Source organism: Streptomyces sp. NPDC088252 (assembly GCF_044740965.1).
In the GTDB taxonomy this organism is placed as follows: Bacteria; Actinomycetota; Actinomycetes; order Streptomycetales; family Streptomycetaceae; genus Streptomyces.
The window spans coordinates 130,730-143,503 of sequence record NZ_JBIURS010000007.1; the positions used below are offsets into that span (position 1 = coordinate 130,730).

Below are 12,774 nucleotides of genomic sequence, written 5' to 3' on the forward strand. Positions count from 1 at the left end.
CAGCGCGACGGTCCGGCGGCCGCCCTTGCCGATCCGTCCCCGGAGACCGTCATGAACGCGCTGCCCGTCACCTTTCTCCCCGCCGCCCCCGTCGTTCCCGCGCAGCCCGTCCCTCCCTCCCCGGCGCGCTACCGGGTGTCCCTCGCCGTGGACCAGGACGAGGTGCGCGCCGCCCAGCGCCTGCGCCACCAGGTCTTCGCCGGCGAGCTCGGCGCCAGGCTGGACGGAGCGGAACCCGGCCTGGACAGCGATGCGTTCGACGCGTACTGCGACCATCTGCTGGTACGGGAGGAGATCACCGGCGACGTCGTCGCCACCTACCGTCTGCTGCCGCCCGACCGGGCACGGATCGCCGGGCGTCTGTACGCGGAGAGCGAGTTCGACCTCGGACGGCTCGGCACCATCCGCGACGACCTGGTGGAGGTCGGCCGGTCCTGCGTCCACCCCGCCCACCGGGACGGCGCCGTCATCGCGCTGATCTGGGCCGGACTCGCCCGCTACATGGAACGCACCGGGCACAACTGGCTGGCCGGCTGCTGCTCGATCCCCCTCGCCGACGGCGGCGTCGCGGCGGCCGGAGCGTGGGAGACCGTACGGACGAAGCACCTGGCACCCGAGGACCACTGGGTCACTCCGCACCGCCTCTGGCAGTACACCGCCGCCGGAGCCGAAGAAGGGGGAGCGGTGCCCACCGGACTCGCCACGCTCCCGCCGCTGCTCCGCGGCTATCTGCGACTGGGCGCATGGGTCTGCGGTGCACCCGCGTACGACCCCGACTTCGACGTCGCAGACCTGTACGTGCTGCTGTCGTTGCGCCGTACCGACCCCCGCTATCTGCGCCACTTCCTCGCCCTCGCCCCGCTGCGATGAACCCCTGGTTGCCCACCGCACCCTGCACCCCGCTCGCCTGCGCCGGTCACGACGGCCGCGTGCGGGGCCGCCCGGCGGCCGTGGCCCTGCTGCTCGCCGGGTGCGCGTTCGTCCTGGCCGGGGCACTGGGTGCCCCGTTCGCGCTGATGCTCGGCCCGACATCGCGGGAGAGGCTGATCCGGCGCTGGGCGTACGGGGTCGTGCGGGCCTTCGGAGTGCGCGTGCGGGTCGTCGGCGCACCCGAGGCGGTCGCACCGGGCGCGCTCGTCGTCGCGAACCACATCTCGTGGCTGGACATCCCGCTCGTCGCGGCCGTGTTCCCCGGCCGGATGCTGGCCAAGAGCGAGATACGCGACTGGCCGCTGCTCGGCCGGCTCGCCGCCGCCGGCGGCACGCTCTTCGTCGAACGCGACCGGTTCCGCGCACTGCCCGCGACGGTGGGCCGCATCGCGGAGGCGTTGCGCGGTGGTTCACGGGTGGTCGTCTTCCCGGAGGGCACCACCTGGTGCGGGCGCGGCGGTGGCAGGTTCGGGCCCGCCGTGTTCCAGGCGGCGATCGACGCGGACGCCGCCGTCCGGCCGGTACGCATCAGCTATCGCACCCCGCCGCCGCACGGCTCGGCCGCCGCCCGGCCGCCCGGTCACGACGGCTCCGCACCGGCGGAGCACAACATCCCGGCCGGCGCGGCCGCCTTCGTCGGCGACGATCCGCTGACCGCCTCACTGTGGCGAGTGGTGACGGCGGCGGGGCTGACCGCCGAGATCCGCGTCCTGCCGCCGATCGCGGCGGGTGACGGGCCGGACCGCCGCGCCCTGGCCCGGCTCGCTCAGACCGCCGTCGCCAACGACAGCGCGAACCGGTCCGCGCGATCCGTCCACCACTGATCCATCCTCAGGCCGGCCGCGGCGAGTTCGGCCCGCACGCCCTCCTTGCGGAACTTGGCCGACACCTCCGTACGCAACTCCTCACCGGCCTCGAAGGACACCACCAGATCCAGGTCCGGGATCTTCACCGTGAGCGCCTCACGGGCCCGCAGCCGCATCTCGATCCATTCCCGTTCCGGATCCCACAGCGCCACGTGGTCGAAGCCGGACGGATCGAAGTCCGCGCCCAACTCCCGGTTCACCACCCTCAGTACGTTCTTGTTGAACTCCGCAGTCACCCCGGCCGCGTCGTCGTACGCGGCGACCAGCAGCTCCTCGTCCTTCACCAGATCCGTGCCGAGCAGCAGCGCGTCGCCCGGGGACAGCAGCGACCGCACCGATTTCAGGAACACCGACCGCTCGGCGGGCAGAAGATTGCCGATCGTGCCCCCCAGGAACGCGATCAGCCGCGGCCCCGGGGTGCCCGGCAACGCGAGCGCGCCCGTGAAGTCGGCGATCAGGGCGTGCACCGAGAGACCGGGCCGCTGCGCGAGCAGGGCCTCGGAGGCTCCGCGCAGCGCGCTCTCGCTCACATCGACCGGCACGTAGCTGCGCAGCTCGGGCAACGCGTCCAACAGGTGCCGGGTCTTCTCCGACGATCCCGACCCCAGCTCGATCAGGGTCCGCGCCCCGGACGCCCCGGCGATCTCCTCGGCGCGGCCGATCAGGATCTCGCGCTCGGCGCGGGTCGGGTAGTACTCGGGAAGACGGGTGATCTCCTCGAACAGTTCACTGCCGTGCGCGTCGTAGAACCACTTGGGCGGCAGCGTCTTCGGTTGCCGGGTCAGACCGTGCAGGACATCGGCGCGCAGCGCCGCGTCCGTGGCGTCCACCGGCAGGGTGCGGGTCAGCAGAAAGGGACTCACTCGGCGGGCTCCTTGAGCGGGGTCAGCAGGACTTCGGCGCGGGTCGCGGTCAGCAGCGTCCGGTCGGGAACCGCGCGCCAGTGCGGATCGTCGTCGTACGGCTCCGAGGCGACGACCGTGCGCAGGCCGGGCTCGGCGAGGTACCACAGGGTGTCGCCCCAGGCCGTCGCCACGATCGCCGTGCCATCGGTGAGCAGCAGATTCAGCCGTGCTTCCGGCGCCGCCGCCGCCACGTCGAGCACGGTGTCGGCCACCGCCTGCGGCAGTTCGTCGCCGGCGCCGAGGCGGTGCCGTACGAGGGCCCAGACCAGGGCCGAGTCGCAGCGGGCCGTGAGCGTGAGCAGTTCGGACGGGGGCAGCGCGGCGGCGAGCGGCGCCATCGAGCCGGGCCAGCCCTTCACCGCACCGTTGTGGCTGAACAGCAACCGCCCGTCGGCGAACGGCGCGGCGGCCGCCTCGCCGTCGGCGCCCGCCTCGGTGGCGTCGCGCACGGCGGCGAGCAGCGCCGAACTGCGCACCACTCTGGCCAGGTCGGCGAATGTCTGATCGCCCCAGACCGGACCCGCGCGCCGGTAGCGTCCGGGCACCGGATCGCCGTCCGCGTACCAGCCGACGCCGAAACCGTCGGCGTTGACGGTCCCGTACCGTTGGTGCCTCGGTGCCCAGGACTGGCGCACAAGGCTGTGGGGCGGGCGTGTCAGCAGTTCACCGAGAGCTACCGGAGGCCCCAGGTAGGCGATATGACGACACATCAGAGATCCTTGGCGGTACGGAAACCGGAGAAGATCTGGCGCCGCACCGGCAGGTCCCAGTTACGGAACGTGCCCCGGCACGCCACCGGGTCCACGGCGAACGAACCGCCGCGCAGCACCTTGTGGGCCGGACCGAAGAACACCTCGGAGTACTCGCGGTACGGGAACGCCGAGAATCCCGGGTAGGGAAGGAAGTCGCTCGACGTCCATTCCCACACGTCACCGATCAACTGCCCCACGCCCAGCGGTGACCGGCCGGCCGCGTACGCCCCGGCGGCAGCGGGCCGAAGATGGCGCTGGCCCAGGTTGGCCCGCTCGGGGGTCGGGTCCTCGTCGCCCCACGGATAGCGCAGCGAACGCCCCGACACCGGGTCATGGCGTGCCGCCTTCTCCCACTCCGCCTCCGAGGGCAGTCGGCGCCCCGCCCACCGGGCGTACGCGTCCGCCTCGTACCAGCTGACGTGGAGCACCGGTTCGTTCCCGGGCACAGCCTCGGTCACCCCGAATCGACGGCGCAGCCACTGGCCGGCGTCCCGGTGCCAGAACAACGGACCGGTCAGTTCGTGCTCACGGACCATCGCCCAGCCCTCGGGTGCCCACCAGCGCTCCTCGGTGTAGCCGCCGTCCTCGATGAACCGCTGGTACGCGCCGCAGGTGACCGGCGTCGTGTCGATGTAGAAGCCCGGTACGTCGCGCACATGGGCGGGGCGCTCGTTGTCCAGTGCCCAGGGTTCGGTGGACGTGCCCATGGTGAACGGACCACCGGGGACCAGGACTTCGGTGGCAAGCTCCGTCGCGTCGGTGGGGGCGGGAGGCAGTGGTGCGGTCAGGACGGCTGGACCAGACCTCAGTTGATGAGTGATCAGCATCGTTTCGTCATGCTGCTGTTCGTGCTGGGCGATCATGCCGAAGGCGAAACCGGACCGCACCAGCGGACGATCACCGTGCAGCGCCGTGCCGTCGAGGACGTCCAGTGCGCGTCCGCGCACCTCCGCGGCGTAGGAACGGGCCTCCGCGGGCGGCAGCAGCGGCAGCGAGGGGCGGGTCGCCCGGGGGTGCTCGAAGGCGTCGTACAGCCCGTCGATCTCCGGACGCATCGCCTTCCTTCCGGCCACCGCGCGCAGCAGCCACAGCTCCTCCTGATTGCCGATGTGCGCGAGGTCCCACACCAGAGGGGACATCAACGGCGAGTGCTGGGAGGTCAGTTCATGGTCGTCCACGCTGTCGGTGAGAAGCGTGGTGCGTTCGCGCGCGGTGAGCAGTGCGGCAAGTGCACGCTGCCGGAGCGCCTCGGTGTCCGCCTCGTCCGTTCCGGTGGGGCCGGAGGGAGCGGGTGTGGGGGAGTCGGTCATGAGAGGAACCCCTCGACGTGGTGGCCCGAGCCGCCCGCCTCACCCGGCGCGAACGGATTCGGAAGATCGTCCGCGGGACATCGGCCCCGGGCGACGTAGCGGTCGTTGAAGTCCGCCACCGCCTCCTGCACCGCCGTGCTCGCGCCCATCCGGGGCAGTGCCTCCAGCGCGAGCCGGAAACAGACGGTGGCCGCCGCCCGCAGTTCGGGATCGGTCAGGCCGTCGCGGGCGGCGCCCGTCCAGAGCGGATTGCGCGGCGCGGGCCACGGCCCCGCCGTCTCGGCCAGCGGTTTGACGGTGCGGTACACGGTCTCGGCGGCCTCCGGGTCGTCGAACAGAGCGGTGGTGACGGCGAGCGGCACCAGCCACCCGTCCGCGCCGTGCTGCGCGTCGATCATGCGCAGCTCTAGATGTCCGCGCGGGCGAACGGGCGGAAACAATGTGCTGATGTGGTAGTCGAGGTCGTCGCGCACAGGCGGTCTCGGCACGCCGGTACGGATCCACTCGCGGAAGGTCAGACCCTCCGGTACGGCCCACGGCCCCTCGTCCTGCCGGATGCACATCACCGGTGTGTCCAGGACATGCGCGGCCCAGGCGTCGCGGGGCGGCAGATGACCGGACGGTGCCAGCGGCCGCCATGGGTCGAGGTCGGCCCAGAGCGACTGCCGGGTGGACCGCCACGGCGTCGGGCGCCCGCACCGGAGAGGAGAGTTCGCGAACACCGCGACCAGCACCGCGCCCAGCAGATGACACAGCTGCCAGCGCCGCGCGTAGCCGAGCGGACCGGGTTCCTCCTCTCCCGCGTCCAGACAGACCTGGACGGACGCGGTGGTGCACATCATGGCGCGGCCGGCCGGTCCCGACCGGTCGAACGAGATCTCCATGGCGTCGTAGCGCGGCTCGTGCAGCAGACGGCGCGGGGGATGCCACGGATCGAGGCCGATCCCCACCGGCACGAGATCCACCCGGTCCAGGGCGTCACGCACGGTGGCGAGATCGGCGGCGGTGGCGTCGATGCACGCCATCAGGGAGTCGGCGGGGCGCGAGCTGAGCTCCAGCTGGCCGCCGGGCTCGAAGGTGAGCGCCGCGCTCAGGGGCAGGGCCCGGAGGATCGCGGCAGCCGCGTCGAGACGGTGGTGGGGGACGGGGACGCGGGGCAGATCCCGGTGGTGAATGAGCCATTCGAGTTCGACGCCGACCGTCCGGGGCGGTCCGGTCTTGAAGCAGATGCAGCGCAGTAAGTCCTCCGTCTCGCCCTCGCCGAGGGGCGGGGCCTGGCCGGGCGGACCGTGGCCGGGTGTGTCGGATGACATGCCGGGGCCTCCTTGCTCTCGGTTCGTCCGTCCCAGCCAAACCCTTACGAGGGGATCGCACAAGAGTGCCCCTGTGCGTCATAAATTCGGTTGCATCCATGCCGCTGGAGCGCCGAGCATGCCCCGTATGCACCACACGGGGGAGTACCGATGAGCGCGCGGCTGCGCGGCATCGCGCGAGAGACCGAGGCCATCGTGGCGGCCGGCCGCTACCGCACGCAGGAGGGGCGTGAGGTGAGCATCGAGCGTGCGCTGGCCGCCGCGCTCTCGGGGACCAGGCTGTACGGGCCCGAGCCGGTACCGGTCGCGGCGCTCGACTCCGACCGCACCCCGGTCGTCGAGGTCACCGATGAGAGCAGCCTGTGCGCGGCGCGCCGGATGACCGCCGAAGGGCCGGGCAAGGTCGCTGTTCTGAACTACGCCTCCGCCCGCAATCCCGGAGGCGGATACCTCAACGGCGCGCAGGCCCAGGAGGAAGCCCTGTGCCGGGGCTCGGCCCTGTACGCCACGCTGCTGCGCGCCCCTGAGTACTACGCCCACCACCGCGCCGTACGCAGCGCCTTCTACACCGACCGGGTGATTCATTCCCCCGGTGTGCCGGTGTTCCGCGACGATCGGGGCCGGCTGCTCGACACCCCGTACACCGCGGGCTTCCTCACGTCCCCGGCGCCCAACGCCGGGGTCATCCGCAGCCGCACCCCCGAGGAGGCCCACCGCATCCCCGCCGCGCTCGCCTCCCGGGCCGGACGGGTGCTGGAGGTCGCGGCCGTGCGCGGGTACCGCAGACTGGTGCTGGGCGCCTGGGGGTGCGGTGTGTTCCGCAACGATCCGGCGCAGGTGGCCGGTGCGTTCCGGGCGTTGCTCCTCGACGGCGGCCGGTTCGACGGGCACTTCGAGCAGATCGTCTTCGGCATCCTCGACCGCAGCCCCGAATCCGCCACCCGGTCCGCCTTCACCCGGACGTTCGGCGGTCAGTGCCAGCCGTAGCGCTCCCGCAGGCGGTCGGCGACCAGATCGAACCGGTTCCGGTCCAGCGCACACGCCTCACGCCGCATCCCGTCCTCGTGCACCCGCAGCACCCGGTCCAGATCGGCCCAGGACGGGCGGCCCGAGCTGTCCCACGGTCCGGCCCCGAGCGCCACCCACTCGCGGTCCCGGTCGTGCTGCTTGCTCGACAGCTGTACGGCGAGCAGGGTGCCCGCCGCCTCGCGGGCCACGACCAGCACGGGGCGGTCCTTGCCGCGCCCGTCGTTCTCCTCGAACGGGACCCATGTCCAGACGATCTCGCCGGGGTCGGGATCGCCGTCCCGGTCGGGGGCGTACGAGGTGCGGACCGGGCCCACCTCGTGCGGCTCGGCCTCACGCGTCGCCGTCTGGCCGCTACGGCCGGGGAACTCGGCCGTACCGTCGGTGCTGTCGTCACGGTGCTGAAGGGTCATTCCCCCACCGTAGGACCTGTACGGCCCGAGCCGTGGAGCGGGTCCGGGCTGCGGACACCGGGCCCGGACCGCCGTGATCGGCGGAAGCCTCGCCCGCGCCGGACGCACCGTCACCACCGCCGCGTTGATCGCCCGTCACCGGGAAGCGCCGCCCGCGCGCCGAGGGCCGGCGGGCCGGTCCGGCATGCCGTCGCCCCGCTCCGCCCCGTCATCAAGAGGTCATCCGTGCCCCGGGGCGTACCCATGGGGCACGCGTCTGGAAGACTGCCCGACGCCATGAGCCAGTTACCGAAGCAGCCCACCGAAGGCCCCGTTCCGACCAGTGCAGATGTGGCACGGCTCGCCGGGGTCTCGCGGGCCACCGTGTCGTACGTCCTGAACAACAACGCGACCGTACGGATCAGCGAGACCACCCGCCGCCGGGTCAGGGCGGCGGCCACCGAACTCGGCTACGTACCGCACGCGGCGGCCCGCAGCCTGCGTGCCGGGCACACCCGCATGGTGCTGCTGCCCACCGTGAACCTCCCCGCCGGACCGCTCCAGCAGCACTTCTTCCACGAGCTGGAATCGGGGCTGCGACGCCTGGACTACACCGTGGTCCAGTACGGCAGTACGAGCCTGGACGCCGACGACGCGCCCCGCGTCTGGGCCGAACTCCGCCCCGTCGCCGTCATCGTGCCCGGCACGATCGCCCTCACCCCGCAAGGCATAGCGGTACTCAGGCGATCGGGGGCCAAGGCCGTCATCACGCTCGGCCCGCGGCCGGTGGACGGTGCCCACGCGCTGGTCATGGACCAGCGGGAGGTCGGCGTCCGGGCGATCGGACATCTGCTGGAGCGCGGCAGGCGTCGCATCGGCGTGGTCATGCCGGAGGAATCCGGTCTCGGCCTGTTCGCCGAGCCCCGGCTGGCCGGGGCCCGGCAGGCGGCACGGAGCCACGGAGCCCGTATCGAACCGCTGCCGCTGCGGTACGAGGAGGAGTCCGCCGCCCGACTGGCCGCCCGCTGGCGCACCCTGGGCCTCGACGCCGTGTTCGCGTACAACGACGAGTACGCGATGCTTCTGATGCGGGCCCTTCAGGACACGGGTGTCGAGGTGCCCCGCGAGGCGGCCGTGGTCGGTGCCGAGGACCTGATGCTCGGCAGACTGCTGCGACCCCGGCTCAGCACCGTGCGGATGGAGCTGGCCACGGCGGAGCCGCTCGCGGACCTCGTGGACCGCCTGGTGCGGCACCCCGGCGGCGCCCCTGCGCGGTACGACCTGTTGCGGGCCGGAGCCGTCCACCGCGAGTCCAGCTGAGGAGCCGGATCCGCACGGAGCGGCAACGTGCGCACCACGCGCCGCTTGCCTAGCGTCAGAACCATGAGCCATCCGCAGAGTTACGAGATCCTGCTGGTCCCCGAATTCGCCGAGGACACCACCGACGCCGTCGAGCCCGGCGGCGCCATCCGTTCGGCGGTCGTGGCGGCGACCGGAGAGACGGGGGCATCGGGCTACCCCCGGTATGCGGGCGAAGGCATCGTGGCGGACATCGACACGACGACCCACACGGTCGAGGCCCTGCTGGTCGACGGTGCCGAGCTGGACCTCGGCCTCTCGGTCCGGATCAAGGAGCAGGGTGCCGGGAAGAACGACCGGAACGACGCCGAGATCGACGCGGACGGCTGACCGGGCCGCTTCCGGCCGTGGAAGGGGGCCCGGTCGGCCGACCGGGCCCCTCACCCCGCTTCTGCGCGCGCGGAGCCTACTTCTGCTCCTTCTGCTGCTCCTCGATGGACTTGCGGACCTCGTCCATGTCCAGTTTCCTGGCCTGACCGATGACGTCCTCCAGCGCGGCCTCCGGCAACGCGCCGGGCTGTGCGAACACGGCCACATTGTCCCGGACGATCATGAGCGTGGGAATGGAGCGGATCTCGAAGGCCGCCGCCAGCTCCTGCTGCGCCTCCGTGTCGACCTTGGCGAAGACCAGGTCGTCGTGGCGCTCCGAAGCCGCGTCGTAGACCGGCGCGAACTGCCGGCACGGGCCGCACCAGGAAGCCCAGAAGTCGATCAGGACGAAGTCGTTGTCGCTGACGACCTGATCGAAGTTTTCCTTGGTGAGCTCTACGGTGCTCATGCTCTGTTACCTCTTCCTGTACCGGCTCGGACCTGTCCGGCTCAACGGTGCTCGGACCTGCGCTATTCCGCCCCCCCATGTGGCCGCGGCGCACACCCGCGATCAGACTGTCCTCATGACAGATGCTTCCCTCAACACCGAGTACGACGTCGTGGTGATCGGAGCCGGTCCGGTGGGTGAGAACGTCGCCGACCGGGCGCGGGCCGCCGGACTGAGCACGGCGGTCGTCGAGACGGAACTCGTCGGCGGCGAGTGCTCGTACTGGGCCTGCATGCCCAGCAAGGCCCTGTTGCGCCCGGTCGTCGCCCGCGCTGACGCCCGCCGTGTCCCGGGCCTCAGCGACGCCGCACAGGGACCGCTGGAGACGGCGGCGGTCCTCGCCCACCGCGACGACCAGGCCTCGCACTGGAAGGACGACGGGCAGGTCGCCTGGCTGGAGGGCACCGGAGCGGACCTCTACCGCGGCCGGGGCCGGCTCACCGGCGAGAAAGCCGTCTCCGTCACCGCCCCCGACGGTACGGAGCACCGGCTCACCGCCCGGCAGGCCGTCGCCGTCTGCACGGGCAGCCGTGCCGTCGTACCCGCCCTGCCCGGCGTCGACGGGGCCCGTCCCTGGACCAGCCGGGAGGCGACGAGCGCCAAGAAGGTGCCCGGCCGCCTCGTGATCGTCGGAGGAGGCGTGGTCGGGACCGAGATGGCCACGGTCTACCAGGCCCTCGGTGCCCGCGTGACGATGCTGATCCGCGGCAAGGGACTCCTGCCGAAGATGGAACCCTTCGCGGGAGAGCTGGTCGCGCGGGCGCTGACGGAGGCGGGCGCCGACATCCGCACCGGCGTCACCGCCACCTCCGTACGGCGTACGGCCCCGGACGGGCCGGTCGTCGTGGAGCTGGACGACGGTGAACGCATCGAGGCCGACGAGATCCTCTTCGCCACCGGCCGCGCTCCGCGCACCGATGACCTCGGCCTCGAAACGGTGGGTCTGACACCTGGCTCGTGGCTCACCGTCGACGACAGCTGCCGCGTCGACGGCACCAGCTGGCTCTACGCGGTCGGCGACGTCAACCACCGTGCGCTGCTCACGCACCAGGGCAAGTACCAGGCACGCATCGCGGGCGCCGCGATCGCCGCTCGTGCGGCGGGCGACCCGCTGCTGGAGACCGACCGCTGGAGTGCCCACACCGCCACCGCCGACCACGCGGCCGTCCCCCAGGTCGTCTTCACCGACCCCGAGGCGGCCTCGGTCGGTCTCACCCTCGCCGAGGCCGAGCGGGCCGGACACCGCGTACGCGCCGTCGACCACGACCTCGCCGCCGTGGCGGGCTCCGGCCTGTACGCGGACGGCTACCGGGGCCGTGCCCGCATGATCGTGGATCTCGACCGGGAGATCCTGCTCGGTGTCACCTTCGTCGGACCCGGCATCGGTGAACTGCTGCACTCGGCGACGGTCGCGGTCGCGGGCGAGGTCCCCATCGCCCGGCTGTGGCACGCCGTCCCCTCCTATCCGACGATCAGCGAGATCTGGCTGCGCCTGCTGGAGACGTACCGGGACGCGTGAACTCCGCCCCGCACACGGGTGACACGCCGACGTACGCGCCGTGCGGTGACGGCGCGTACGTCGGCCGGGGCACGTCCCCGACGGTCGCCCCGCCGTCGGCACGGCCGGGAACCACCGGCGAGGAAGCGGGGTGACCGGCGGGGCGAGCCGGGGCGGTCAGACCGGCGGCCGGAGATCGCTGGTGGTGACCCGTACGTGGTCGACGACGAGTTGCTGCGGGAACGAGGTGCCGCCGTCGGGGTCGCCCGGCCAGTAGCCGCCGACCGCGAGGTTGAGGATCAGGAAGAAGGGCTTGTCGAACACCCAGGTGCTGCCGCCGAGATCGGCGGGTGTGCGCCGCTGATAGACGTTGCCGTCCACCGACCAGGTCACCGAGCCGGGGGCCCAGTCGACGGCGAAGGTGTGGAAGTCGTCGGCGAACGCCTGCCCACCGGGCAGGGTGTACGCGGCGCCGATGCCGCCGGAGCCGGAGTAGCCGGGACCGTGCAGGGTCCCGTGGACCGTGGACGGTTCGAAGCCGACGTTCTCCATGACGTCGATCTCGCCCGAAGCGGGCCAGCCGACCTGGCCGATGTCGTCGCCCAGCATCCAGAAGGCGGGCCACATGCCCTGTCCGCGCGGGACCTTCATCCGGGCCTCGACATGCCCGTACTTCTGCGTGAACCGGCCCGATGTGTTCAGCCGTGCCGAGGTGTATTCACACGTGCCGTACCAGCACTGGTAGTTGTTCGGATTCTCCCGGCGTGCGGTGATGACCAGATGGCCCCGGCCGTCGAGTGCCGCGTTGTCGTTCCCGGCCGTGTAGTACTGCCGTTCATGGTTGTTGACGTTGTCTCCGGTCTCGATCTGCCACTTCGCACCGTCGACGGCGGAGCCCGCGGGGCCGTCGAAGTCGTCGGTGAACGACCCGGCCGCGGTGGCGGCCCGCGGTTCGGGGACGGATACCCCGGCCGCGGGACCGGAGGAGGCCGAGACGAGGGCGAGTGCGGAGAGGGCGGACACCAGCAGGCGTCGGGTGAGGTGGGGGGAATTCATGGGGGGTCCTTCCCGTGCGGTTCATGAGAATGTCATGCCTATGACAACTCTCGGGAGCGGGGAGAAGGCTTCGTTCGTATGCGATTTAAGAAGTGAACCAAGAGGCTGTCAAGGCTTTGGTACAGACCACACTTCTTGCAGGGAGGCGTACGGTGCGCGGCCCGGGACGGGCGCCCGTCCCGGGCGGACAGGGTGGTTGCCGGCACCCAGCCGGGCGCCGTGAAGAAAGCGCTGGTGGACCAGGGGTTCAAAATCACCGTCCAGGACCACGGGGCGAAGGCGGGCATCGAGGTCGAAGTAGTGAAGCGCAACCCTGGCGACACCGGGTTCGTGCCGCAGCCCAGGAGATGGGTGGTGGAGCAGACGAACGGGGTCTTGATGCTGCACCGGAGGCTGGTGCGCGACTACGAGCATCGGCCCGCCTCGGCCGAGTCGAGGGTGTACTGGGCCATAAGTGACCGGATGTCGAGGATGCTGACCGGGTCATCCGCCCCCACATGGCGCGACGCATGACCGGCGGGGAGCTGACCTCGGGGGCGGTGACGCCCCT

The 12,774-nt window shown here is 71.9% G+C and carries 12 protein-coding genes and 2 pseudogenes; 7 read left to right on the forward strand and 7 right to left on the reverse strand.

The genetic code is table 11. The annotated features are described in order from the left end of the window. Positions 1-51 precede the first annotated feature (51 nt). Positions 52-870, forward strand: coding sequence for a GNAT family N-acyltransferase (locus ACIOHC_RS16565; RefSeq protein ID WP_351084390.1), 819 nt, complete (start codon positions 52-54; stop codon positions 868-870). After that, positions 867-1,754: a lysophospholipid acyltransferase family protein gene (locus ACIOHC_RS16570; protein WP_365693674.1), complete on the forward strand. Its 888-nt coding sequence runs from the start codon at positions 867-869 to the stop codon at positions 1,752-1,754. Before ACIOHC_RS16565 ends, ACIOHC_RS16570 begins: the two co-directional genes overlap by 4 nt. On the opposite strand, the gene egtD is transcribed toward ACIOHC_RS16570, so the two are convergent. The 4 genes from egtD to egtA are packed head-to-tail and all read right to left on the reverse strand — an operon-like array spanning position 1,697 to position 6,076. Continuing rightward, positions 1,697-2,659 carry an L-histidine N(alpha)-methyltransferase gene (gene egtD, locus ACIOHC_RS16575; protein ID WP_351084387.1) on the reverse strand — a complete coding sequence of 321 codons (963 nt, stop codon included), beginning with the start codon at positions 2,657-2,659 and terminating at the stop codon, positions 1,697-1,699. The two genes, ACIOHC_RS16570 and egtD, sit on opposite strands and share 58 nt — an antisense overlap. Next, on the reverse strand, positions 2,656-3,411 hold the full coding sequence (gene egtC, locus ACIOHC_RS16580) for an ergothioneine biosynthesis protein EgtC (RefSeq protein WP_351084385.1): 756 nt from the start codon (positions 3,409-3,411) through the stop codon (positions 2,656-2,658). The genes egtD and egtC overlap by 4 nt, the downstream gene beginning before the upstream one ends. Next, a complete protein-coding gene (gene egtB / locus ACIOHC_RS16585) occupies positions 3,411-4,763 on the reverse strand; it encodes an ergothioneine biosynthesis protein EgtB (protein WP_351084383.1) in 1,353 nt (450 codons plus the stop codon). The genes egtC and egtB overlap by 1 nt, the downstream gene beginning before the upstream one ends. Continuing rightward, positions 4,760-6,076: an ergothioneine biosynthesis glutamate--cysteine ligase EgtA gene (egtA, locus tag ACIOHC_RS16590; RefSeq protein WP_351084381.1), complete on the reverse strand. Its 1,317-nt coding sequence runs from the start codon at positions 6,074-6,076 to the stop codon at positions 4,760-4,762. The genes egtB and egtA overlap by 4 nt, the downstream gene beginning before the upstream one ends. A gap of 150 nt (positions 6,077-6,226) precedes the next feature. Between egtA and ACIOHC_RS16595 the strand changes: the two genes are divergently transcribed. Then, complete coding sequence (locus tag ACIOHC_RS16595) at positions 6,227-7,063, forward strand: TIGR02452 family protein (protein ID WP_401843045.1); 837 nt, start codon at positions 6,227-6,229, stop codon at positions 7,061-7,063. Here ACIOHC_RS16595 and ACIOHC_RS16600 read toward each other — a convergent pair. Next, complete coding sequence (locus ACIOHC_RS16600; protein ID WP_351084377.1) at positions 7,048-7,515, reverse strand: type II toxin-antitoxin system PemK/MazF family toxin; 468 nt, start codon at positions 7,513-7,515, stop codon at positions 7,048-7,050. The genes ACIOHC_RS16595 and ACIOHC_RS16600 overlap by 16 nt on opposite strands. Positions 7,516-7,791: 276 nt before the next feature. Between ACIOHC_RS16600 and ACIOHC_RS16605 the strand changes: the two genes are divergently transcribed. Both ACIOHC_RS16605 and ACIOHC_RS16610 read left to right on the forward strand, forming a co-directional pair. Further along, positions 7,792-8,814 carry a LacI family DNA-binding transcriptional regulator gene (locus ACIOHC_RS16605; RefSeq protein ID WP_351084375.1) on the forward strand — a complete coding sequence of 341 codons (1,023 nt, stop codon included), beginning with the start codon at positions 7,792-7,794 and terminating at the stop codon, positions 8,812-8,814. A 63-nt stretch (positions 8,815-8,877) separates the two neighbouring features. After that, entirely contained in the window at positions 8,878-9,183 is a 306-nt protein-coding gene (locus ACIOHC_RS16610) for a hypothetical protein (RefSeq protein WP_351084373.1), read from the forward strand. Positions 9,184-9,259: 76 nt separating this feature from the next. Here ACIOHC_RS16610 and trxA read toward each other — a convergent pair whose 3' ends face one another. After that, positions 9,260-9,631: a thioredoxin gene (gene trxA, locus ACIOHC_RS16615; protein WP_351084371.1), complete on the reverse strand. Its 372-nt coding sequence runs from the start codon at positions 9,629-9,631 to the stop codon at positions 9,260-9,262. 115 nt (positions 9,632-9,746) lie between these two features. Here trxA and ACIOHC_RS16620 point away from each other — a divergent pair, with 115 nt between their 5' ends. Beyond that, a complete protein-coding gene (locus tag ACIOHC_RS16620) occupies positions 9,747-11,189 on the forward strand; it encodes an NAD(P)/FAD-dependent oxidoreductase (protein ID WP_351084369.1) in 1,443 nt (480 codons plus the stop codon). 174 nt (positions 11,190-11,363) lie between these two features. On the opposite strand, the pseudogene ACIOHC_RS16625 reads toward ACIOHC_RS16620, so the two are convergent. Beyond that, positions 11,364-12,224 (reverse strand): annotated as a pseudogene (locus ACIOHC_RS16625) (family 16 glycosylhydrolase); the annotation flags it as partial. A 219-nt stretch (positions 12,225-12,443) separates the two neighbouring features. On the opposite strand from ACIOHC_RS16625, the pseudogene ACIOHC_RS16630 reads away from it, so the two are divergent. Beyond that, positions 12,444-12,737: pseudogene (locus ACIOHC_RS16630) on the forward strand (IS5/IS1182 family transposase); the annotation flags it as partial. Positions 12,738-12,774: the final 37 nt, after the last annotated feature.

Bases quoted from the DNA above. Each gene is read 5' to 3' on its own strand.
- ACIOHC_RS16565 (WP_351084390.1), top strand. From the start codon at position 52: ATGAACGCGCTGCCCGTCACCTTTCTCCCCGCCGCCCCCGTCGTTCCC.
- ACIOHC_RS16610 (WP_351084373.1), top strand. From the start codon at position 8,878: ATGAGCCATCCGCAGAGTTACGAGATCCTGCTGGTCCCCGAATTCGCC.
- ACIOHC_RS16620 (WP_351084369.1), top strand. From the start codon at position 9,747: ATGACAGATGCTTCCCTCAACACCGAGTACGACGTCGTGGTGATCGGA.
- ACIOHC_RS16570 (WP_365693674.1), top strand. From the start codon at position 867: ATGAACCCCTGGTTGCCCACCGCACCCTGCACCCCGCTCGCCTGCGCC.
- ACIOHC_RS16595 (WP_401843045.1), top strand. From the start codon at position 6,227: ATGAGCGCGCGGCTGCGCGGCATCGCGCGAGAGACCGAGGCCATCGTG.
- trxA (WP_351084371.1), bottom strand. From the start codon at position 9,631: ATGAGCACCGTAGAGCTCACCAAGGAAAACTTCGATCAGGTCGTCAGC.
- ACIOHC_RS16605 (WP_351084375.1), top strand. From the start codon at position 7,792: ATGAGCCAGTTACCGAAGCAGCCCACCGAAGGCCCCGTTCCGACCAGT.
- egtC (WP_351084385.1), bottom strand. From the start codon at position 3,411: ATGTGTCGTCATATCGCCTACCTGGGGCCTCCGGTAGCTCTCGGTGAA.
- egtA (WP_351084381.1), bottom strand. From the start codon at position 6,076: ATGTCATCCGACACACCCGGCCACGGTCCGCCCGGCCAGGCCCCGCCC.
- egtB (WP_351084383.1), bottom strand. From the start codon at position 4,763: ATGACCGACTCCCCCACACCCGCTCCCTCCGGCCCCACCGGAACGGAC.
- ACIOHC_RS16600 (WP_351084377.1), bottom strand. From the start codon at position 7,515: ATGACCCTTCAGCACCGTGACGACAGCACCGACGGTACGGCCGAGTTC.